22 protein-coding genes and 1 pseudogene are annotated in these 21,676 nt (G+C 64.1%); 12 read left to right on the forward strand and 11 right to left on the reverse strand.

The window, feature by feature from the left end; translation table 11 throughout:
• Positions 1 to 66 precede the first annotated feature (66 nt).
• Positions 67 to 1,737: an acetolactate synthase large subunit gene (locus MTX21_RS08525; RefSeq protein ID WP_280964358.1), complete on the reverse strand. Its 1,671-nt coding sequence runs from the start codon at positions 1,735 to 1,737 to the stop codon at positions 67 to 69.
• A gap of 469 nt (positions 1,738 to 2,206) precedes the next feature.
• On the opposite strand from MTX21_RS08525, the gene MTX21_RS08530 reads away from it, so the two are divergent.
• From MTX21_RS08530 to MTX21_RS08555, 6 genes are all read left to right on the forward strand, one after another.
• On the forward strand, positions 2,207 to 2,497 hold the full coding sequence (locus tag MTX21_RS08530) for a hypothetical protein (protein ID WP_280964359.1): 291 nt from the start codon (positions 2,207 to 2,209) through the stop codon (positions 2,495 to 2,497).
• Positions 2,498 to 2,613: 116 nt separating this feature from the next.
• Positions 2,614 to 4,356, forward strand: coding sequence for a type I secretion system permease/ATPase (locus MTX21_RS08535; RefSeq protein WP_280964360.1), 1,743 nt, complete (start codon positions 2,614 to 2,616; stop codon positions 4,354 to 4,356).
• Positions 4,353 to 5,675, forward strand: a complete 1,323-nt coding sequence (locus tag MTX21_RS08540) for an HlyD family type I secretion periplasmic adaptor subunit (protein ID WP_280964361.1) — start codon at positions 4,353 to 4,355, stop codon at positions 5,673 to 5,675. The genes MTX21_RS08535 and MTX21_RS08540 overlap by 4 nt, the downstream gene beginning before the upstream one ends.
• Before the next feature lie 15 nt (positions 5,676 to 5,690).
• A complete protein-coding gene (locus MTX21_RS08545; RefSeq protein WP_280964362.1) occupies positions 5,691 to 6,644 on the forward strand; it encodes a hypothetical protein in 954 nt (317 codons plus the stop codon).
• Positions 6,645 to 6,924: 280 nt separating this feature from the next.
• Entirely contained in the window at positions 6,925 to 7,608 is a 684-nt protein-coding gene (locus tag MTX21_RS08550) for a VOC family protein (RefSeq protein WP_280964363.1), read from the forward strand.
• A 54-nt stretch (positions 7,609 to 7,662) separates the two neighbouring features.
• Positions 7,663 to 8,535 carry a bifunctional helix-turn-helix transcriptional regulator/GNAT family N-acetyltransferase gene (locus tag MTX21_RS08555; RefSeq protein WP_280964364.1) on the forward strand — a complete coding sequence of 291 codons (873 nt, stop codon included), beginning with the start codon at positions 7,663 to 7,665 and terminating at the stop codon, positions 8,533 to 8,535.
• Between the two features lie 123 nt (positions 8,536 to 8,658).
• On the opposite strand, the gene MTX21_RS08560 is transcribed toward MTX21_RS08555, so the two are convergent.
• The 4 genes from MTX21_RS08560 to MTX21_RS08575 all read right to left on the reverse strand — a co-directional run bounded on the left by MTX21_RS08560 (position 8,659) and on the right by MTX21_RS08575 (position 12,582).
• Positions 8,659 to 9,879: an MFS transporter gene (locus MTX21_RS08560; RefSeq protein ID WP_280964365.1), complete on the reverse strand. Its 1,221-nt coding sequence runs from the start codon at positions 9,877 to 9,879 to the stop codon at positions 8,659 to 8,661.
• Positions 9,880 to 10,233: 354 nt separating this feature from the next.
• On the reverse strand, positions 10,234 to 10,737 hold the full coding sequence (locus MTX21_RS08565) for a hypothetical protein (RefSeq protein WP_280964366.1): 504 nt from the start codon (positions 10,735 to 10,737) through the stop codon (positions 10,234 to 10,236).
• An 11-nt stretch (positions 10,738 to 10,748) separates the two neighbouring features.
• Positions 10,749 to 11,582 (reverse strand): methyltransferase domain-containing protein, encoded by an 834-nt coding sequence (locus MTX21_RS08570; protein WP_280964367.1) that lies wholly within the window; start codon positions 11,580 to 11,582, stop codon positions 10,749 to 10,751.
• Positions 11,583 to 11,619: 37 nt separating this feature from the next.
• Positions 11,620 to 12,582, reverse strand: a complete 963-nt coding sequence (locus MTX21_RS08575; protein ID WP_280964368.1) for a crotonase/enoyl-CoA hydratase family protein — start codon at positions 12,580 to 12,582, stop codon at positions 11,620 to 11,622.
• A 79-nt stretch (positions 12,583 to 12,661) separates the two neighbouring features.
• Between MTX21_RS08575 and MTX21_RS08580 the strand changes: the two genes are divergently transcribed.
• Positions 12,662 to 13,636 (forward strand): LysR family transcriptional regulator, encoded by a 975-nt coding sequence (locus tag MTX21_RS08580; RefSeq protein WP_280964369.1) that lies wholly within the window; start codon positions 12,662 to 12,664, stop codon positions 13,634 to 13,636.
• A gap of 69 nt (positions 13,637 to 13,705) precedes the next feature.
• Positions 13,706 to 14,167: a cupin domain-containing protein gene (locus MTX21_RS08585; RefSeq protein WP_280964370.1), complete on the forward strand. Its 462-nt coding sequence runs from the start codon at positions 13,706 to 13,708 to the stop codon at positions 14,165 to 14,167.
• 17 nt (positions 14,168 to 14,184) lie between these two features.
• Here the strand turns inward: MTX21_RS08585 and MTX21_RS08590 are convergent.
• Positions 14,185 to 14,280: pseudogene (locus MTX21_RS08590) on the reverse strand (DUF308 domain-containing protein); the annotation flags it as partial.
• 37 nt (positions 14,281 to 14,317) lie between these two features.
• Here MTX21_RS08590 and MTX21_RS08595 point away from each other — a divergent pair.
• On the forward strand, positions 14,318 to 14,815 hold the full coding sequence (locus tag MTX21_RS08595) for a peptide deformylase (RefSeq protein WP_280964371.1): 498 nt from the start codon (positions 14,318 to 14,320) through the stop codon (positions 14,813 to 14,815).
• A gap of 93 nt (positions 14,816 to 14,908) precedes the next feature.
• Here the strand turns inward: MTX21_RS08595 and MTX21_RS08600 are convergent, their stop codons facing one another.
• Together MTX21_RS08600 and MTX21_RS08605 are read right to left on the reverse strand one after the other, a co-directional pair.
• Positions 14,909 to 15,295: a RidA family protein gene (locus MTX21_RS08600; protein ID WP_280964372.1), complete on the reverse strand. Its 387-nt coding sequence runs from the start codon at positions 15,293 to 15,295 to the stop codon at positions 14,909 to 14,911.
• 241 nt (positions 15,296 to 15,536) lie between these two features.
• Entirely contained in the window at positions 15,537 to 16,211 is a 675-nt protein-coding gene (locus MTX21_RS08605; protein ID WP_280964373.1) for a TetR/AcrR family transcriptional regulator, read from the reverse strand.
• Positions 16,212 to 16,314: 103 nt separating this feature from the next.
• Here MTX21_RS08605 and MTX21_RS08610 point away from each other — a divergent pair, with 103 nt between their 5' ends.
• Both MTX21_RS08610 and MTX21_RS08615 read left to right on the forward strand, forming a co-directional pair.
• Complete coding sequence (locus MTX21_RS08610; protein WP_280964374.1) at positions 16,315 to 16,680, forward strand: VOC family protein; 366 nt, start codon at positions 16,315 to 16,317, stop codon at positions 16,678 to 16,680.
• Positions 16,677 to 17,186, forward strand: coding sequence for a hypothetical protein (locus MTX21_RS08615; protein WP_280964375.1), 510 nt, complete (start codon positions 16,677 to 16,679; stop codon positions 17,184 to 17,186). The genes MTX21_RS08610 and MTX21_RS08615 overlap by 4 nt, the downstream gene beginning before the upstream one ends.
• 91 nt (positions 17,187 to 17,277) lie before the next feature.
• Here the strand turns inward: MTX21_RS08615 and MTX21_RS08620 are convergent, their stop codons facing one another.
• The gene (locus MTX21_RS08620) at positions 17,278 to 18,084 is read right to left on the reverse strand and encodes a helix-turn-helix transcriptional regulator (protein ID WP_280964376.1); all 807 of its coding nucleotides are present in this window, start codon (positions 18,082 to 18,084) and stop codon (positions 17,278 to 17,280) included.
• 138 nt (positions 18,085 to 18,222) lie between these two features.
• On the opposite strand from MTX21_RS08620, the gene MTX21_RS08625 reads away from it, so the two are divergent.
• Positions 18,223 to 19,761 (forward strand): carboxylesterase family protein, encoded by a 1,539-nt coding sequence (locus tag MTX21_RS08625; RefSeq protein ID WP_280964378.1) that lies wholly within the window; start codon positions 18,223 to 18,225, stop codon positions 19,759 to 19,761.
• Between the two features lie 201 nt (positions 19,762 to 19,962).
• Here the strand turns inward: MTX21_RS08625 and MTX21_RS08630 are convergent, their stop codons facing one another.
• A complete protein-coding gene (locus tag MTX21_RS08630) occupies positions 19,963 to 21,108 on the reverse strand; it encodes an alpha/beta hydrolase (RefSeq protein ID WP_280964379.1) in 1,146 nt (381 codons plus the stop codon).
• Positions 21,109 to 21,121: 13 nt separating this feature from the next.
• Positions 21,122 to 21,550 (reverse strand): hypothetical protein, encoded by a 429-nt coding sequence (locus tag MTX21_RS08635; RefSeq protein WP_280964380.1) that lies wholly within the window; start codon positions 21,548 to 21,550, stop codon positions 21,122 to 21,124.
• Between the last annotated feature and the right edge of the window lie 126 nt (positions 21,551 to 21,676).

Raw genomic sequence — 21,676 nt, forward strand, 5'->3', positions numbered from 1 at the left:
CTGGTATTCGCCCTGCCTCTAAATCAGGCAGATGTTGTCTTTGAAAAAGCCGGTTGGCCGCAAAAGTTAATGGCCACCGCCCTGCCTGTCTCGGGCCCGCAGCTCGTCGACCAGCACCCGCACGTTCTCGGAATAGTCTATCGGGATCGAGATCAGGTGCACGCCGCCGTCCTTGAATGCGGCATCGAGCGTCGGCACGAAGCTGTCGATACTCGCGATCCGGTGCCCTTGCGCGCCATAGGCCCTGGCGTACATGACGAAGTCGGGATTGCCAAAGGTCATGCCGAAATCCGCGAAGTGATCGACTGCCTGCTTCCAGCGGATCATGCCGTAGGCGTTGTCCTCCAGTACCAGCACGACCAGGTTGAGCTTGAGGCGGACGGCCGTCTCCATCTCCTGGCTGTTCATCATGAAGCCGCCGTCGCCGGCGACCGCGAGCACGCGGCGATCGGGATAGAGCATCGCGGCCATCATTGCCGACGGCAGGCCGGCGCCCATCGTCGCCAGCGCATTGTCGAGCAGCAGCGTGTTGGCGACGCGGGTGCGGTAGTTCCGCGCGAACCAGATCTTGTACATGCCGTTGTCGAGCGCGACGATGCCGTTCTCCGGCATCACCTGCCTGATGTCGTGCACGATCCGCTGCGGTGTCGGCGGCCAGCGTGCCTCGGTGGCGCGATCGGCGATGTGGCTGAGGATCTTTTCGCGCAATGGCAACAGCGCCGCCGCGTGCGGCAGCTTGCCCTCGACGCGGTCGGCGAGCAGCTCCAGGCTGGGGCCGACGTCGCCGACGACCTCTGCATCCGGAAAATAGACCTGCTCGACGCTGGCGGGCGTGTAGCTGACGTGAATGACCTTCGGACCCGACGGCCCCATGATGAAGGGCGGCTTCTCGACGGGATCATGACCGATCGCGACGATCAGGTCGGCCGCATCGATCGCGTCATGGACGTAGTCGCGCTCGGACAGCGCTGCAGTGCCCATATAGAGGTTGGTGCCGCCGGGTACCGTGCCCTTCCCCATCTGGGTGGTGAAGAACGGAATGCCAGTGCGGCGCACGAAGCTCGCAATGCCGTGGGTCGACCTCGGCCGGCTGGTCGCCGCTCCCATCATCACCAGCGGCCGCTTCGCGGCCAAGATCATCGCGGCGGCACGGTCGAGTGCGGCACGATGGGCAACGGGGATTTCGATCGGATGGGTCGGCACCACCGGGACGGAGGCCACCTCCTCCCCCGCGACGTCCTCGGGCAGCTCGAGATGTACCGGTCCCGGCCGCTCCTCCATCGCCGCGCGGAAGGCGTCGCGCACCACCGTCGGGATGCTGGAGGCACTGACAATCTGCCGCGACAGTTTCGTCAGCGGCTTCATCGTTGCGACCACGTCGACGATCTGAAAACGCGCCTGACGGCTGCTCATGATCGCTTTCTGGCCGGTGATCAAGATCATCGGCATCGCGCCGAGATGCGCATAGGCCGCACCGGTGGACAGGTTGAGCGCGCCCGGGCCGAGCGTCGAGAGACACACGCCCGGCTTGCCCGTCAGCCGTCCATGGGTTGCGGCCATGAACGCGGCGGCCTGCTCATGCCGGGTCAGGATCAGTTCGATTTTGGAGTTGCGCAACGATTCCACCAGATCGAGATTTTCCTCGCCGGGAACGCCGAAGATGCGGTCGACGCCTTCGTTCTCCAGCGCCGCGACAAGCAGATCCGATCCCTTCACCTTGCGCTCCTGCCCGCTCATGTCGCCTCCAGCATATTTCGGCTCCCGCGCACCGCTGTAGCAGACGCATCGTAGCCGCCCGAGGCGCCGGCACAACTCACAAAGCGGCGCGTGAGGAGCTCTAGAGCTCGCTTAACATGGTCGTCCCGGCGAAGGTCGGGACCGATAACCACAGGCAGTTGTTGTTCGGTGGCCCAGCGAGCTTCGACAACGCTGACCGGGGTAATGGGTCCCGCCCTTCGCCGGGACGACGTCGGGAGATGGTCTGTATTCTACCTCAACAAACACCGTCATTGCGAGCGCAGCGAAGCAATCCAGAATCTCGCCGCGAGTGAGATGCGCTGTTCGTCTCGCGCGGGCCTCCGAAGTTCCGCGTCCAAGAAATCAGCACGAAATGGCCTCATGTGAGTCCGCAACTTTTCGCGGCGGCATGACTTCTTGGGCAGCGACTCTTCTGTCGCGATCTCAAATGCCAACCAAAGGAGTTCACATGGCTCTTCTCGGAAACCTGCTCGGCACGGTCGATGGCTTGCTTGGAACAGCTACAGGCAGTGTCGATGCAGGTGGAAGTGCAACGGCCGGCGCCAGCGGCGCGGTCGATCTGTCGCACACGCTCGATCTCGGCGCGCTGATCGAAACCAACCCCAGCATTGACGTATCCGCGTCGGGCCTCGCGGGAACCGGCGGCATCGAAGCCTCGATCTCCGCACCAACCGCGGTCGGCCTCAGTGCAGACGTCGGCCATCTCGACGTCGGTGGGCTCCTTCACGGCCTGGTTTGAGTCGCTGTTCCCTCACTTCATGACGATGCGTGGCGTGGGGCGACAGCCCCACGCAATTCAACGCGTAAGCCCGCCAGCGTCTCGGCGCGCACTCTTTATTTCCAGGGATCACACATATGGCGGCAGGGGCTTTGACGGTCGCGGATGAGGCGGCAGGGTCGTCTCGTCGTCACAGCGACGACGTTCGCGAGGCGTTACTCAAACTCTGGCCGCATTTCCTCTTTGCCGGACTGTTTTCCAGCGCGATCAACCTGCTCTATCTCAGCTCGCCGCTCTATCTGATGCAGGTCTATAACCGCGTCCTGCTCAACGAAAACATCTCCACCCTCGTCCTTCTCACCCTGATCCTCGCCATCGCGCTGCTGACCATGGCGGGGCTCGACGCAGTGCGCTCCTGGATCCTCATTCGCTGCGGCATCCGGCTCGACATGGAATTGTCGACGCGCGTGTTCGAGGCGCTAGTGGTGCGGTCGGCCGAGCGCGGTGCCTCGCGCGGCGCCCAACAGCTCCGCGATCTCGACCAGTTCCGCACCTTCGTGACGGGGCCTGGCATCTATTTCGCGTTCGACCTGCCCTGGATCCCGATCTACCTGCTGCTGCTCTTCTTCATCCATCCCCTGCTCGGTCTCGTCGCGACCATCGGCGCATTGCTGCTGCTGGGGCTCGCCGGCGTGAACGAGGTTCTGACCCGCGCGCCGATGAAGCAGGCTGAGGCGTCTGGAAATCAGTCCTACGTCTTCACCGAGAACGTTCTGCGCCACGCCGACGTGATCCGCGCCATGGGCATGCAGCCGGCGGTCGAGCGCAACTGGCAGAGCCAGCGTTCCGCGATGCTGGTCCAGCAGGCGATCGCCAGCGACAAGAACGCGGTGATGACGTCGTCGATCCGCTTCTTCCGCCTGCTGCTGCAATCCCTGATGCTCGGCACCGGCGCCTGGCTCGCCATCGACCACGCGATCATGCCGGCAACCATTTTCGCCGCCAGCATCGTCATGGGTCGCGCGCTGGTGCCGGTCGAACAGGCGGTCGGCACCTGGAAGCAGTTCATCGGTGCGCGCGACGCCTACACGCAAGTGCGAGACCTGCTCGCCACCATCGATCTGACGACACCTCAGACCATCGTGCCGAAGCAGCGCAACACCGTCGAGGTGCGCGAGCTCGTCTGCGAGCTGCCGTCGCGGCAAGAGCCGGTGCTCAAGGGCCTGTCCTTCGAGCTCGCCGGTGGAAAGGCCCTCGGCATCGTCGGTCCGAGCGGATCCGGAAAGAGCACGCTGGCGCGCCTCCTGGTCGGCGCGATGGCGCCCGCCACAGGGCGGCTGCGTTTCGGCGGCCTCGACTACAATCACTGGGACCCGGTCGAATTCGGCCGCCATGTCGGTTACCTGCCGCAGGACGTCGGCCTGTTCGCCGGCACCGTGCGCGAGAACATCGCGCGCTTCGGCGACGCCTCGACCGACGAGATCATCGACGCCGCCATCCGCGCCGGCATCCACGAGATGGTGCTCGAGCTGCCCCGGCAATACGACACGCGGCTCGGTGTCGGCGGCGTCGGGCTGTCGGGCGGACAACGCCAGCGGCTTGGCCTGGCGCGTGCCTTGCTCGGACGGCCACCGCTGCTCGTGCTGGACGAACCCAATGCCAATCTCGACGGCCCCGGCGAGGAAGCGCTGAAGGCCGCCCTGCTCCAGGCCAAGGCCGACGGCGCCGCCGTCATCGTCATCACCCACCGCACCACGATCCTCGACATCGTCGACGTCATGATGGTGCTGCGCAGCGGCATGCTCGACATGCTCGGGCCACCCGGCGAGGTCTATCAGGCCTTGCAGCAGCAGGCCGCTGCAAAGGCCACCGCGTCATGAGCACGCTCGGCGCAACTTATGTCACCAGCCGCGAGCGCGCCTTCTATGCGCGGCCGGGGCGGCCGGCGCTGGTCGGAGCAATCGTGGTAGGCGCGTTCACATCCGCGATGACGCTGTGGGGCACGCTTGCTCCGATCTCGGGGGCCGCGATTGCCAGCGGCAATCTTCAGGTCGAGGGGCGGCGGCAGAGCGTGCAGCATCCCTATGGCGGCGTGATCCGCCAGCTTCTAGTCCGCGACGGCGCCCACGTCGAAAAGGGACAGCTCCTCGTTGCGCTCGACGACAGCGATCCGCGCGCCAAGCTGGAGGTGCTGGTTGCAGATCGTGATGCGGCACGCGCTGCGGAGGCGCGGCTGATCGCCGAGCGCGACGGCCGCACTGCGCCGGACTTCGGCGTCGATGCGCAAGGCGCGAAGCCCGCGCTGCGCCAGGCGATGGCGAACGAGATCGCGATGATGGCCGCGCGAAGACACCAATTCGAGGCAGAGACCGCCGTGCTCAAGGGTAAGATCGCGGAACTAAACGCCCAGATCGGCGGCACTCAGGCCCAGCTCACCGGCACCGAGAAGCAGCGCGAGCTGCTGTCGGACGAGATGGGCGGTGCGCAGCGCCTGTACGAACAGGGCTATACGCCGAAGACCCGAATCCTGGCGCTCCAGCGCGAGGACGCCAAGCTGCAGGCCGATATCGGCGCACAGCGCGCCACCATCGCCGGCATGCAGCAGCAGATCTCGCAGAACGAGCTCGAGATCGCCAAGGCCGAACGCGCGAGGATGAGCGAAATCACCGATCAGCTCCGTTCCACTGAGAACAAGCTCGCCGAGCTTGCACCGAAGATCGAGGCCGCGACCGACGTCGTGACCCGCACGGAGATCAGGGCGCCCGCGACCGGCTCGGTGGTCGGGCTCGACGTGTTCACCGAAGGTGGCGTGATCCAGCCCGGCGCCAAGCTCATGGACATCGTGCCGTCGGACAATCCGCTGATCGTCGATGCGCAGCTAAAACTCTCCGACATCAACGACGTCACGGTCGGGCGCCGCGCCGAGGTCCGGCTGACCGGCGTCAACTACATCGAGCGTCCCCGTCTCTACGGCATCGTGCGAACGGTCTCGGCCGATCGCGTCACCAACGACAAGTCCGGGCCCGGCTACTACGCCGTCGAAGTCTCGCTCGAGCCGGAGGACGTGAAGAAGTCGCGCATCGAATTGCAGTCGGGCATGCCGGCCGAGGTGATCGTGCCGACGCGCCCGCGGACGCTGTTCGAATATCTGTTCGGTCCGCTGCGCGACGAGCTGACGCGCGCCTTCCGCGAACGCTGACGAGGAGCAAGGTCGATGTCTGCATCCAAGCAGAACAACCGCCGCGCCGAGAAGGCGGAGCTGGCGCGCCATATCACGACGGACGAGACCGTCGCGTTCATGACCGCGCTGATCGCCTTCCTGGACGAGGCTCACGCGGGTCGGCTTCACGACGCCATCGCTGCCCAGCCGCTTCCGACGGATTCCCACTCGACACCCGAGCACCCGACCGAGCCTGCGCCCGCCGAAATGGCTCCGAGTGAACAGCAACCTGCATCCGGCGATCAGCATGCCGATGCGACCGATCCGGCATCGCACGATGTCGCGCCGGTGCTGCACACCGACGCAACGATGGGCAGCGGCGCCTCGGACGCCCGTGGAGGCGCGGACGTTGCGGTCGGAACGCAGGGCCACGACTCCGCGCCGGTCGCGGCTGAAAGTCACGCTGACGCCACGAGCGTTCCCCACGCGTCTGATCACGCCGTGAGCGCCGGAGACGCCTCCACCCACGCCGATGCTGCGATATCCACCGCGATCGATCCGGCGACGTCCCTCCACCAGCTTGGCGATACCATCACAAACCTCGTCGACACCTCGCTCGCGGCGGTGTCGCATACGCTGGACAGCCTGAGCACGACCGTGACGGAGCTGACGTCCACGGTGACCGGGACAGTCGGACAACTCGTGGATGGTGTCACCGGCATCGTCGGCGGTCTGCTGCACTCCGTCGGAGGCGGTGCAGACCATGCGCCAGCCACCGATCTGGTCAGCGCGCTCGTCACCGACATCGTGAGTTCGCCGCTGGCGACAGCGCATGACGGTGCGGCGACACACGATGTCGATATCGGCGGCCTCGACACCGCCGGCGCGGTACCGATGGCGGCACTGCCACCACTCACACTGCATCTCGGCTTTCTCGGCCAGCCGACGAGCGAAGGCCACGACGTCCATGACGGCGCGTTCTCCGCGCTCGGCGTGCATCATTTTTAGCGAAGAGGCCTTTGCGCCACCTTCAGCGACAGCTCGGTGCCGCCCTCGGTCGGCGGGCGTCCCCGTCCCACGGACGTAGCAACGCATTGATCGCGCACTGATTGTCGGCGACGCGGTAGCATCCGACCGTTGATGTGGCGAAGAGACCGCCCCCAAGAAGCACTCCAGCTTTGCGGACGAACGGCGTCGCGCGCGCTATTCTGATTGCGGCATCACGCAAGCTGACACATTTGGCGCGCAAGATGCGCATCGCCGGTTCACCGACATCAGGGAGGACTCCATGGCCATCACCGAGAACAGCAAGGCTGCCGAGGCGCCGAAACCGGGCAGCATCGACTTCAAGCTCGAGATCGTCGTCGTGCCGGTGTCCGACGTCGATCGCGCCAAGGCGTTTTACGCGAAGCTCGGCTGGCGGCTCGATGCCGACTTCGCCTCGGACGACGGCTGGCGCGTGATCCAGGTCACCCCACCGGGCTCGAACGCCTCGGTCATCTTCGGCAGGAACGTCACGGCGGCAGCGCCCGGCTCCGCGCAGGGCCTGTACCTGATCGTGTCCGACGTCCAGACGGCCCGTGACGAGCTCGTTGCCCGCGGCATCGAGGTCGGCGAGGTCTTTCACGGCAGCGGCGACACGCATACTGGCCCGGACGAACCCTACATCTCCGGCTCGCGTCGCGTGAGCGGCCCGGATCCTGCGCGCGGCAGCTATCGCTCCTTCGCCTCATTCCGCGATCCCGACGGCAATGGCTGGCTGCTTCAGGAGATCACGACGCGCCTGCCCGGCCGTGTCGAGGCCGACACGACATTCAAATCGACCGCCGATCTCGCAGGCGCGCTGCGCCGCGCGGCGGTCGCGCATGGCGAGCACGAGAAGCGCACCGGCGGCAAGTACGATGACAACTGGCCGGACTGGTATGCCGACTACATCGTGAAGGAACAGGCCGGTGCATCGTTACCGAGCTGAGGCGCCGCCCCAGCCCGATTGACCTGAAAATAATATCTGACTAAAGTCAGATATATGCTCGACCCCGTCTCCCGCGTTCGCCGCTTCAACCGTGCCGTCACCTCCGCCGTCGGCGCGCTCGATACGTCGTTCCTCGGGCGCGGCCGGCCGCTGGGCGCGGCGCGCGTGCTGAACGCGATCGGGCATGGACGCTTCGACGTCGCGGAGATCCGCGATTATCTCGGCCTCGATTCCGGGCTGATGAGCCGGCTCTTGCGCAGCCTCGAGGACGAAGGGCTGATCGAGACCACGGCGCATGAGGATGACGCACGCCGCCGCGTCGCGAAGCTGACGCGCGCGGGCCGGCGCGAGTTCGCCGCCTATGAGGCGCTCTCGAATGCACAGGCAGAGGACTTCATAGGCCGTCATTCGCAAGCGGACGCCCTGCTCGCGGCGATGGACCTGATCGCGTCCGCGCTGACGCGCGACCGCATCGCGCTGGACGAGATCGATCCGCGCAGCGATGAGGCACGCTATTGCCTCGGCGAGTACTACGCTGAGCTCGGCCGCCGCTTCAAACAGGGCTTTGACGTCACGCTGTCGCGTGATCCCGATGCCGCCGACATGCGCCGCCCGCGGGGAACGTTCATCGTCGCGATGTCGGACACGCTGCCGATCGGCTGTGTCGGGCTGAAGGGCACGGACCACGGCTACGCGGAAATCAAGCGGCTGTGGGTCGCGCCCGCTGCGCGCGGACTCGGCCTCGGCCGGCGCCTGATGGATGCAACTGAGGCAGCCGCGCGCGAACTCGGCATCGCGCTGCTGCGGCTCGACACCAACAGCGCGCTGCCGGAAGCCGGCCAGCTCTACCGCAGGACCGGCTGGAGCGAGATCCCGCGCTTCAACGACGATCCTTACCCGGATTTGTTCTTCGAAAAGCGGCTTTGAAGTTCGGCGTCGCTTTCCCGTCATTCCGGGACGCGCAACAGCGCGAACCCGGAATCCACAAGTTGTGCCGCGAGATTCTGGGTTCGATGCTCCGCATCGCCCCCGGAATGACGGCTTCCTTTCTCACGCCGCCACCGGCGCCACTTCGCCTTGCGGCTTCGCAAACGGCCTGAACATCATCGCCATCAGGAACGCGCCGAGGCCCATCGCCCAGGAGCCGATATAGAGCCAGGCGTAGCTCGAAAACGCGTCGTAGATCAGGCCGCCGGCGAGCGGACCGGTCGCCATGCCGAGGCTGCCGGCCATCGCCGTGCCGCCGATCACCGTGCCCATCATTCGCAGCGGAAAGTTTTCGCGCGCCAGCACCGCGTAGAGCGGCATCGTGCCGGCATAGATGAAGCCGAAGACGGCCCCGACCGCGTAGAACGTGGTGAGCTGATGCGCGAAGACATAAGCGAGCGCGCCGAACGCCTGCAACAGCAGACCCGAGACCAGCACGCGCTTGGCGCCGAAGCGATCGCCGAGGAGCCCGAAGGCGATGCGGCCGCCCATGCCCGCAAAACCCTCGACGCTGTAGATCGTCACCGCAGCGATCAGCGGGATTCCGCAGCTCACGGCATAGCTGACGGTGTGGATGATCGGACCGGAATGAGTGGCGCAGCAGAAAAAGTTGGTCGCGAGTAGGATGAGGAATTGCGGCGAGCGCAGCGCCTCGCCCATCGACATCTCGGCTTGCGGCGCGCCCTCGCCCGACACCGCGGCCGGCGCATGCGCGAGCGCGGGCGGACGGCGGACGAGGAGCGAGACCGGGATCATGATGGCGCCGACCACCAGCGCCACAATCTGCATCGAAGTGCGCCAGTCATGGTTGGAGACGAGCCAGGCCGCGAGCGGCGACATCGTCATCGGCGCCATGCCCATGCCGGCCGACACCAGCGACACGGCGAGGCTCCGATGGGTATCGAACCAGCCGGTGACGGTCGCCATCATCGGCGCGAAGATGGCCGCGCAGGAGGCGCCGACCAAAAGGCCGAAGACGAACTGGAACGCGAGCAGTGACGTCGCATGGCTCGCCGCGAACAGGCTCAGGACCAGCACCGTCGACCCCGTCAGCACCACCGGCAGCGGTCCGAACCGGTCCGACAGCGTGCCCCAGACCATGCTGGTGAAGGCCATCGCCAGAAAGCCGATCGTCATCGCGCTGGAGATGCCGGTCACCGACCAGCCGGTATCCTTGGCGATCGGCTGGAGGAACACCGGTAGCGAAAACATGCCGCCGATGGCGACGCAGCCGAGCAAGCCGCCCGCGGCGACGATCACCCAGCGATAAGGGAAAGGGGTCATTTTGGTCTCCCGTCAGGTCTGTCTGGGTGGAAGACGAATGGGAACGGCGGGGGCCGACACCGGCAACAATCGGACACGAAATAATTTTGTGCGCGGGTTCCGCGGGGGTCAGGCGAAACACCCATACTATTTCGGATTTCTTGTAACCGAATTCATTGTCAATGATGGATCGATGTCCAGGACTGCGGATGAACCAGCCGACTTGAGGCTTTGGGCCCCAGACAAAAATCTCGAAAACAACCCCATGCAAAGTAGCCGGCATCTGCCGGATCAACGACTTACGATGGCTGGAAGCAATTTGACACGTCGGACAAAACACCGGCACGATGTCATCATCAGCCGCACGCGATCTCATCACGCCGCAGACGCCTGCCGATCGGCGGAATACACCAGCAAATAGAACGCAGCCGCGTGCGTGATCATCAGCAGCGGCACATAGATGATCGGGATCGCGTAGGCGCCCCCCAACTCCCCCGCCTGCGGCGGAAGGCCAAGCTGAATGCCATGATAGTAGTCGACGAGGATGTCGCCTGCCCCGACGAGATTGAAGGCAACGACGAACGGCCAGAACAGCGCACGCAGCCTTACCGTGACAAACGCCAGCATGGCCAATAGCCCGGTTGCGAAATCGGCGTAGGCGGCCGTGGTGGCGAACCCGGCGGGCAGATGCGGCCCGACCACACCGGGGACCAGGAAGACAAGCCCAAAGAAGCGGAAGCTGTGAAGAGCGGCAATGGCGCGCTGCGCCTCGACCGGCTCCATCGACTTGAGCCAGGGCCACCCATACGCACCGAAGAGAAGCAGCCACGGCACGTAACCAAGCGCGAGATGGATTTGGAAGATGGTTGCCGGCGACATCTGGCATCCTCTCAGGAGTCGGTCGGTGCGGCCTCGAACACAGCAGTCAGGATGCCGAGCCGGCCTTCCCCGATATTGCGTCCCAGGTTGGCGGCGAGCTGGGCGAAGTCCGGCCCCATGACCACGCCGAGATTTGGCGACGGCGGCGGCCCGGACGCGCGGAGCTGGGCAGCCCAAGCCTTGGCGGCTTCGGTGTCGTCCAGCCAGACAAGCGTGCGGAAGCCGGCCGCCTCGACCGCCTCGCGCGTGGCAACGGCCGACAGCAGAAAGCTCGTTGCCGGCGTTCGCGCCCACGGCACCGGATAGTGCGGTTCGCGGCTGTCCGACACGACCACGTCAAAGGTCGCAAACCTACCCCCAACCTTCAGCACGCGCCGTATCTCACGATAAAGCCGCGTCCGGTCAGGAATGTTCATGGCGACATGCTGGAGCCATGCGAGGTCGAAACGACCGTCATCAAACGGCAGCTCCAGCGCGCTGGCGATCTCGAACGACACGCGCTCGCTCTGTCCTGTGCGCGCTGTCAGATAGCGGGCGGCATCGATGAAGGGATCGCTGAGATCGACGCCGATCACCCGGCAGCCATAAGCTGACGCGAGAAAGCGTGCCGGCCCGCCAATGCCCGCGCCGACGTCGAGAACCGACATCTCGGCCGTGACTCCAGCGAGCTTCGCAAGGTCGGCAGTCGCTGCGAGCCCGCGCGTGTGAAACTGGTCGAGGGCAGCGAGTTGCTGCGGCGTGAGCCGCTGTTCCTCTGGCCCGAAGGATGCGAGCGCTGTCTTCAGCCGCTCGGTGAGGCCGATTGCGCGATAGTGGTCGCGCACGCCATCCAATACTTCTGTCATTGCGAAGCTCCTCGCGTCGGGGTTTCCTCGACCGCCATCAGCGGCCACGGTAGGCGGGAGCGCGCTTTTCCTGCAGCGCTCGGAAATATTCTTGGTGGTCGTCGCTCTGCGCCAGTCGACCAAGTTCGGGGAGCAGCGCCGTGAAGGCGGCTTCCTGACCATCGAAGAGGGCACGATTCGCTGAACCGAGGGTCGCTCGAACGCCGAGCGGGGCTGCCGTAGCGATCTTGCGCGCCACCTCGATCGCGCGATCGAGCTGCTTGCCGGGCGGGGTCACGTATTGAACGAGACCGAGACGGTAGGCTTCGTCGGCCCCCCAATCATCGCCGGTCAACATGTAACGCATCGCATTGCCCCAACCTGCCTCGCGGACGAATCTGATTGTTGCGCCACCGGCCGGGAAGTGACCTCGGTTCACTTCTCCCTGGCCGAATACGGTATCGCTGGCGGCAACCCGGACATCGGCCGCGAGGAAAAGCTCGTGGCCTGCCCCCTGGGTCTTGCCCTGAACGGCGACGACGACCGGCTTCTCCCGGCGCGGTGGCACCGTACCGATCGGATTGACGAACTCGCGGGTTTCCGGGAAGCGACCGGTGCGCAGGACTGGTGCCCAGGTTGCGGGATCGAGGATCCCTCCTACAAAGTCGGGGCCTTGGGCATAGAGCACCCCGACGCGCAACGCGTCATCGTGATCGAGCAAATAGTACGCACGGCCCAAGCCGATGAAGGCTGAAAAGTCGATACGGTTCGACTGCTGCCGATCGATGCCGATCAGCAGAATTGAGCCATCCAGCCGGTCGACTTTGACCGTGCTGGGCATCGCTGCCTCGCTCATCGGAGCGGGCGCATCCACCGGCTGGTTCTGCGCGAGGGCTGTACGGCTGCCGGCGAGCACTGTCGCGGCTGCGCCGGCAGCCAGAAAGGCTCGGCGATGCATACCGATCACATCCTTCTCGGAAGCTTGCCGGGGGGACTGCTGATGGTGTTCTACTCGGGGCATGTCGCGACCCTCCTTGGGTTCTGTCCCAGACATACGGCCGCTTCCGCCGCGCGACTATCCGCGATAATGTCGACGGGCTATGAAGCAAGACTTCACAATCAGGCAGGGTGCGCTCGACGGCGTCGAGGCTTTTCTCGCCGTTGCCAGGCACCGCAATTTTCGGCGCGCGGCCGCCGAGCTCGGCGTGACACCTTCGGCGATGAGCCAGGCGGTACGCACGCTCGAGGCCCGCATCGGCGCGGCGCTGTTCACCCGCACGACGCGGAGCGTCGGATTGACCGAGGCCGGCGAGCGCTTCCTGTCGCGCGCAAAACCCGCCTTCGAGGAGCTCGTTGCCGCCAGCGAAGCCGCGCGCGACCTCGGCCAGCGGCCAGCCGGGCTGTTACGCCTCGCCGTGCCCCGATCGGTCGTGCCACTGATCCTCGAGCCGGTGATCGCTGCCTTCTGCCAGGCCTATCCCGAGATCGAGGTGGAGATCGCCGCAAGCGAGGAGATGGTGGATCTTGCCGCAGCCGGCTTCGATGCAGGCATCCGTCTCGGCCAGCTCATCGCGCCCGACATGATCGCGGTGCGGCTGACGCAGCCGTTCCCGTTCATGGTGGTCGGCAGCCCCAACTATTTGCGCGGGCGGAAGCGGCCGCAACGCATCGACGATCTTCGCCAGCACGCCTGCCTGCGCCTGCGCCGCGCCAACGGATCGATCGCACCCTGGCCTTTCGTGGATGGCAACAAGTCCGTCGAGGCGATCGTGACAGGCCCGCTCATCGCGCACGACTATGCCACGCTGCTCGGCGCCGCAATCCAAGGCGTTGGCCTTGCGCAGGTGCCCGGTCCGCTCGCGAGGGCGCCGATTGCCGAGGGACGGCTGCAGGCGCTGCTGACGCCGTTTGCCGTGACCGGGCCAGGGGTGTTTCTGTACTATCCGGGGAAACGTCAGGTCCTGCCCAAACTGCGCGCGTTTATCGAGCACGTGAGATATCGCGGCGCCGATGTACCGCGAGGCGCAGCGAACCCGCGGGGATCGAGCAAGACCCAGCGTGCACGCAGGTCTTGATTGTTACCGCTGCAGCTTCATCAAGGGCGAGTAAGCTGGATAAGTCGGCACGAAACGGCAGGAGAAACCATGCCCAAGATCGACATCTCAACTGTTCCGCAACGCAAGGGATCCGGATATCCGGCTGAATTCAGCGCGCCATGCGCCGACCGCATCCGGCAGCGGCTCGGAAATGCCGGTGGACTCAGGGATTTCGGGATCAATCTCATGCGTCTGCCGCCAGGCAACTGGTCGAGCCAGCGCCACTGGCACTCGCACGAGGACGAGTTCGTCTATGTGCTCGAAGGCGAAGTAACGTTGATCGAAGATGACGGCGAAACGGTGCTGCGCGCCGGCGATTGCGCCGCTTTCCCGAAAGGCAGCGGCAACGGCCATCACATGATCAACAGGTCGGACGCGACGGCGGTCTATCTCGAAGTCGGCTCGCGCTCGCCCGACGATCTCATCACCTGCTCCGACATCGACATGATGAGCCCGGCGTCCGACGGCCGGTTCCTGCACAAGGACGGCACGCCGTATCCGGGCCAGTGAACGGAAACGGCGAGGCCTCACATCGCTGCGCTGCGGCGCCACTCGCTGACAGCGAGCCATGCCGCCGAGACGAAAAAGTAAAGTGCACCGACCGCAGCATAGCCTGCGATGTTGTTCGCTGATCGACGCCGGCAAGTGTTAGGAGCCTGCATGACCATTCGTCCCATCGTCCGCTATCCCGACCGCCGGCTCGCGATCCCGGCCCGGCCCGTGACCGCTTTCGACGCCGGCCTGCGGGAGCTTGCAGCGGATCTGCTGGAGACGATGCGCGCTGCGCCCGGCATCGGCATCACGGCGCCGCATATCGGCATCCCCTTGCGCGTCGTGGTGCTCGAGCTCGACCCCAAGGACGGCGCGCGGACCTACGTCAATCCACAGATCGAATGGGCGTCACCCGAGATGATCCTGCATCGCGAAGGTAGCGTCTCCATGCCCGGCGTCAACGACGAGGTCCAGCGCCACGCCCGCTTGCGGATCAGCTATCAGGATCTCGACGGCAACATGCAGACCGAGGAGTCGGAGGCCCTGCGCGCCGTCTGCCACCAACACGAGATCGATCAGCTCAACGGGATGTTCTGGATCCAGCGGCTGTCGCGGCTGAAGCGAGAGCGACTGATCAAGCGGTTTGAGAAGACCTCGCGGGGATAGTTGGCGATCGCAGGATGGGTAGAGTGAAGCGATTTCGACCGCCCGCCGTCAGATATCTCGCTGCTTTCAAACGGCGGCTGGTCTTAGGCCTCATCATCGAACGGCGACGACCATCTCCAGTTCGATGGGCGCGCCTCTCGGCAACTCGGCGACCCCGATAGAGGTGCGCGCGTGGCGACCCCGCTCCCCGAGCCGTTCGATGAGTCGGTCCGAAGCTCCGTTCATGACTTGCGACTGTTGGATGAATCCCGGTGCCGAGGCGACATATCCGACGACCTTCAGGACCTGAACGATCTTCTCCTCGCCGCCCGCGGCATGGCTGACGGCGGCTATGCAGAGATCAACGCAGAAAGCGGCAGCCTCCTGGGCAGCCTTAACATCGACATCTGCACCGACCTTGCCGGAACAAAGGAGATCCTCGCCACGGCGCGGCAACTGGCCGCTCACATAGGCCAGTCCATTGTGAATGATGACCGGCACATAGTTTCCTCCGGGCCTGTTCAGATCGGCAGAGCTATTCGTGGACATTTCAAGGCACCTTTCCCATCACAGATTCAGCAAGTTCATCCGGGTTACCGTAACACCCTCGGCACTACCATTCCCGATCCACGGAGGCTGACTGCACCGTCACCGCAATTCTTCTCTCACGCCGAAGCTGCCGCGTCTATGGGTTCGCTTCGCTCTACCCGTCCTACATGCTTCCAGTCACAACCGGATCCGCTCACCGCTTTCGCCCGCGCGTCTTGCCGTATGCTGCGAGGAACGTGCGCACGCCGGCCGCAGCGTGACGTCGGAGCTCCGCCGGCTTGGGAATCGCCTCGTCACCGAGCAGCATTGCCCGATTCAATGGCTCCGCCATAACCAACCAATTGAACTGGCAGGCGGCGACAGCCGGATCATCGATCGCCAGCAGGCCACGATCGGCCAAGCGCTTGAACAACGATGCGAGCACCGCCATCGCGCGCCTGGGTCCGTCATCGAACAAAGTCTTCGCCAGTTCGGGGAAGCGGCCGACCTCACCAATCACCAGACGGCGTAGTTGCATGACGCGCGGCGTCAGCACGACAGTAAGCTGTCGGTACGCATAGCGCTCAAGATATTCGGAAATATCTTCGCCCGCGGCTATGTCCGGCATCTCGTTGTGGACCTTATCCCCGGCTCGGGTGCTCACACTTCTCACGATCTCCACGAACAGCGCTTCCTTGCCGGGAAAATTCTTGTAGACTGTCTGCTTCGATACGGCCGCGAGCGCCGCGATCTCATCCATATTCGTGGCCAGATAGCCTTTTTGCAGGAAGACTTCCGTAGCTGCGTCGATGATCGCCCGCCGCTTTCGCGCCGAGCGGCCCTGCTCTTCGAACTCTCTTGAAGCACCTGCTGACGGCGTCGTGGTCATACCCATTTGCTCGATTGACGTATGGAACTGGACAGTCTAGTTTGATATCGGTACTAGACAGTCTAGTTTGCCTGCAGCCCGGACGCAATGTGAGGGGTCGATAATGCACGTTCAGTTTGCCGAGCTTCCAGTATTAGACCAGGAGCGGGCCAAAGCCTTCTACGTCGCTCATTTCGACTGCCGCGCCGTCGCCGATCAGCCCATGGGACGGGACGGATGGCGATGGATCGAACTTAAATTTGCAGACGCCGAAACGACGCTGCATTTCGTTAGGCGCAAGGATCCGGCGCCGTCCGCCGAACCCGTGCTCGTGCTGGTGGATGCAAACGTCGAAGCGACGGTCGAGAGACTCAAGACGCGCGGCGTGGAAATCGTCACGGAACCAATGGAGGCTCCCTGGCAACCCGGGCGCACGGTCGCTGAATTTCGCGACTGCGAGGGCAACCGTATGGTGATCGCCAGCAGATGACACGCTCCCCCACCATGATCGCAACGTGCTCCTGCGGCAGCGTCGAACTCAAAGCGTTCGGCAGCCCGATCGTAAGCAACGTGTGTTATTGCGACGACTGCCAAAAGGGAGCCGAACAGATCGAAGCTTTGCCAAATGCTGGCGCCGTACGCGATCCCGATGGCGGGACGGCATATATCCTCTATCGAAAAGACCGCATCGAGTGCTCCAAGGGAGCCGACCTGCTGAGGCGTTACAAACTCAAGCAAAGTTCGGCGACAAACAGGGTTGTCGCTGCGTGCTGCAACTCGGCGATGTTCATGAATTTCGATACAGGCCCGCACTGGGTCTCAGCATACAGAGCGAGATTTCAAGGAGAACTCCCGCCACTGCAGCTCCGGATTTGCACGAAATTCAAGCCGGATGGCGTTGCACCTGCAGACGATTTGCCAAGCTATCGCGGCTATTCTCCAGGCTTCATGTTTAAGCTACTCGCATCGCGCATCGCGATGGCACTCGGTATGTAAGCTCGCAGGATGGGTGGAGCGAAGCGATAACCATCGATTCCGCTTCTCAATCGCAATGGGTTCGATTCACTGTTGATTGTCGCCCCCCTCTTCAATCGACGATCGCAGAACCGGCATCAGCGATACTGGCGAGATATTTTGCCGGCGGTCTCCCAAGCGCCTTCTTGAACATCGTGATGAAGGCCGCGACGGATTCATAACCGAGATCGGCCGAAACCTGCTGCACGCTCGCACCGGAGGTCAGCTCTCGTATAGCTACGATCAGGTGCAGTTGCTGACGCCAGCGCCCGAAGGTCAGCCCCGTTTCCTTGGCGACGAGGCGTGCGAGGCTGCTCTCGCTGAGGGCGACGCGATTGGCCCATTCGGCCAGGGTGCTGCGGTCGGACGGGTCTTCCGCCAGCGCTGCAGCAATCCGCTTCAACCGCGGCTCGGGCGAGAGCGGCAGATGTAACTGCTGAACGGGCATGCGGGGTAGCTCACGCAGAAGGACGCTCGCCAGGAGGTCCACCCTCGCCTCATCATCTGCAACCTGATCGGACAACTCGACGATCAATTCACGCAGTAGCGGCGAGATCGAAAGCGTGCAGCATTGATCCGGCAGGTCGACAATATCCGGCTCGATGTAGACGAAAAAGAGCCGGGCATTGGCTGTCGCGAGGTTGCTGTGCTGCATGCCGCCCGGAACCCACACCCCGCAATGAGGTGGCACCATCCATAGGCCACTGGGAACGCGACAGGTGACGCCGCCTCCCAGCGCGAAGATAAGTTGCCCCTTGCGGTGCCTGTGATCGGGCACCTCCACCCTGGATCCGAGAACGTCAACGCGCACGGCGATAACCGGCGCGGAGAGATCGTCCACATCGAGATTCGGCCACGGAAAGCGAAGAGGCTGCCGCATGACGATTGCATGTTTCTAGTAATTGATTGGCTGAATATCTAAATTCAGCAGGGGCGAAAGTCCATAGGTTGCCGCCTGAACCTGTCTGGCGGCGGCCAGGCGCTCACGCGATCAAGAGAGACGACCATGCATGGCTTCATGACCTCGAAAGCAGCCGAGCTCGGACGTGAGGTCCGCACGCAAGCAGGTCTCGTGCGAGGTCTCCGACGGGATGCGAGCGGCGTGCTGGCGTTCAAGGGCATTCCCTACGCAGCACCCCCGGTCGGACCTCTGCGTTGGTGTGCACCGCAGCCCCCGGCGCCCTGGGGCAGCGTGCGCGATGCGCTTGTCTTTGGCGCGGGGTGTCTTTCAGCACTCGAAAATGACCATCGGCCGGGACCGCGCGACGAGGATTGCCTCTATCTCAACATCTGGACCGCAGCGAAGCGCGCGGACGAGAAGCGGCCAGTGATGGTGTGGATTCATGGCGGCGGCTTTCAATTCGGCTCCTCGGCCAACCCCGCCACCGACGGCGGCGCGTTGGCAGCCGAGGGTGTCGTCGTCGTCAGCTTCAATTATCGCCTCGGCGTCTTCGGCTTTTTCGCCCATCCCTATCTCGATACGGAGGCGCCGTCAGGCAACTACGGCCTGCAGGATCAACTGGCAGCACTACGCTGGATCAAGGCCAACATCGCCGGCTTCGGCGGTGATCCCGACAACGTCACCCTGTTCGGCGAGTCCGCCGGTGCCATGGCCGTCGGCATTTTGATGGCCTCCCCGCTCGCACATGGACTGTTTCACAAGGCCATTGGACAGAGCGGCGCATTCTGGGATGGCAAACACGGACCACTCCAGGGTTTCGAAGAATCCCGCGCGCGCGGCATCGCTTTCGCCCGGCAACAGGGCGATGCATCCATCGCAGCTTTGCGCACCATGCCGGCCGCCCTGTTGAATGCAGCCGCGCCGTGGAGCTTCAAGACCAGCCCCGTCGTTGCGGCATTCTCACCGAGTATCGATCGCTATGTGGTGCCGGACGTGCCTGCTCGGCGATTCCTGCGCGGCAAACAGATGCACATCCCCTTGCTGGCGGGTTGGAATATCGCCGAGGAATTCCCTTTCCCTGCGCAATCACTCCCCGATCAGTCGGCGCCCGCCTTTCTCGCCGCGGCCGAGAAGATGTTCGGCAAGGAGCGCATGGCCGATTTCCTGAAGGTCTACCCGGCCGGGACCGACGCGGAGGCCAAGGCTTCCGCGGCTGCACTCACGGGCGACTATGTGATCAGCGAGCAGGTCTGGCAATGGCTGCGGCTACATCGACGCGGCAGGCGTGCGCCCGTCTACGGCTACCTGTTCAGCTATACGTCGCCCTACACGCCCATCGCCTCGCACGTCACCGAGATCCCCTTCGTCTTCGGCACACTGACACCGCAACAAGTGATCGGCAGTACAACGCCACCGGCTGAGGAGGACCGCGCTCTGGCGCGGACGATGATGAGCTATTGGGTGAATTTCGCGACGCACGGGGATCCGAACGGATCCGGTCTGCCAGCTTGGCCCCTCTATGATGAGAACGACGTCGTGCAGATCCTCGACACAACGATCCAAGCCCGCCCCAATCCGCAAGCCGCTCGCTTCCGCTTCCTCGACAGTTTCAGGCAGAATGGCATCCTGCCGATGCGCTGGCGCGAAATGCGGTAAGCGGCTCAACATCGTAATTTCGTAGGGCGGGTTGGCAAAAGCGTAACCCGCTATCTATGAGCGCGGCGCGATGAGAGAGATGCTGGATTACGTCCTCACGACGGAAAAATTACCGACGACAACCTCCAACGGCCGGAGATTCAAGTGCATCGGTCATTGCAAGGTTACTCTCAGCCTTCAGGCGGTTTTCGCGAACTTCGCCTACATGCTCCGAAGGAAGTCGATCATCGCGGTGCTGACCTCAGCCGCACGTTCCTGCTGGGTCCAATGGCCGCAAGCCGCGAGCATGACTGGCGGTCGGAGTTTGGGAACGAAGCTCGACTGCTTGGCTATGGCCTGTTCAAACGCAGTAGCAACGAAGTCGCGGTCGCCCACGATGTAGAGCGCCGGGACAGATACCGCCGTCCCGTCAAAGGGGGCCATGAGCTCCCAGCCGCGATCAATGTTGCGCCACCAGGCGAGCGGACCGTGAAACCCGCTCCGCGTGAATGCTTCGACATAAACATCGATGTCCGAATCCGTGATCCAAGCCGGCAAGGATGCCGGATCGGATAACAAAGCACCCTGGCGGGGCATCATCCCGCCAGCAAACCCGCCGCCCGGCGGCCTGTCACCCGAGAGCGAGTAGAACTGACCACGGAATGTGCGCCGCAAGTCCTTCCCGAGAGCCACTTCAGCCTGGGGGGTTTGGAGGAAGAGCTGGTAGAACACCGCATCTTTGGTCCGCGGCATGAGCGTCGTTGGTGGCCCCGAACTGCCAAACGCGCGCGGCCGGAACGGTGGGCTGAGAGCGATGACGGCCCGGAAGATGTCGGGGCGCAGAAGCGCCGTTTGCCATGCTATCGCGGCGCCGATGTCGTGGCCGGCGATCACCGCTTGCTTAGCACCCAGACCATCGACGAGACCCACGATGTCGCCGATGTCATCGAGAATCGTATACTTCTCCGCCTCCTCCGGACGGTCGCTGTGCCCATAGCCGCGCAAGTCGGGTGCCACCGCACGGAACCCGGCCTTCGCCAGCGCCGGGAGCTGATGCCGCCAGGAATACCAGCACTCGGGAAAGCCGTGGCAGAGGATGATGAGCGGACCGTCACCCTGCTCGGCAACGTGCAAACGGATGCCGTTCGTCTCGATCATGCGATGCGTCACCTCGGGCATCGTCGAATCCGGCCAAGATGTCGACTGAGCGCTGGCCCCGCTCGATTCGGGGGTGGCGGCGCTTGACCGCTCCGCGAACGCGGCACCGACGGTGAGCGCGCCTGCCGCCCAAAGCATGTCGCGTCGCGATAGCGTCGTGTCTCGTATTGCGCTGCTCCCTTCATCGTCGCTCGGCTGCAGCTTCGGCATCACCATGACTCCTTCATTGCGCTGGTGCGGGATTGGCCATGAGCAAACCGAGCGGCACGAGTGGACCGACTGCGATGTACTCCTGGTCCATGAGATTTGCCTTGCCCAGCGGCAGGCCTTCCATGATCGTCTGCGCCTCGGCGACGTCCTTTGTATCCAGCAACAAGACGACTCCACGGCCATCGCCACGCGAATACCATTGGCGAATCTTGCCACTGAGATAGAGCTGCACGGTCGCCCGGATTTCAGCAGGCATGACGGCCATCACCTGTTCGCGCGCGACACCGGCCTTCACGCCAAGGATGACGATCACGCCGGTGGCTGTGGGCGAGAAGGTCTGAGCCTTGACAGCGGATGTGATGGACGTAGCTCCCATCAGCGTCAGGGCGAGTGCAAAGACGACGTGACGGAGGGGGTTCGCCGTTCTCTTTTCTGCGATCATTGCGGGCTTCCTTCCAGGTGGCCGCTCGCTGGCTGCATTCTTGGTGACTTGCGCTGTTTTGGCGTCCGAGCTCTGGCCGTTCACATAGAAGCTCGAGATGTCGTTTGCCTCATCGATTTGTTCACA

The organism is Bradyrhizobium sp. ISRA430, assembly GCF_029909975.1.
In the GTDB taxonomy this organism is placed as follows: Bacteria; Pseudomonadota; Alphaproteobacteria; order Rhizobiales; family Xanthobacteraceae; genus Bradyrhizobium.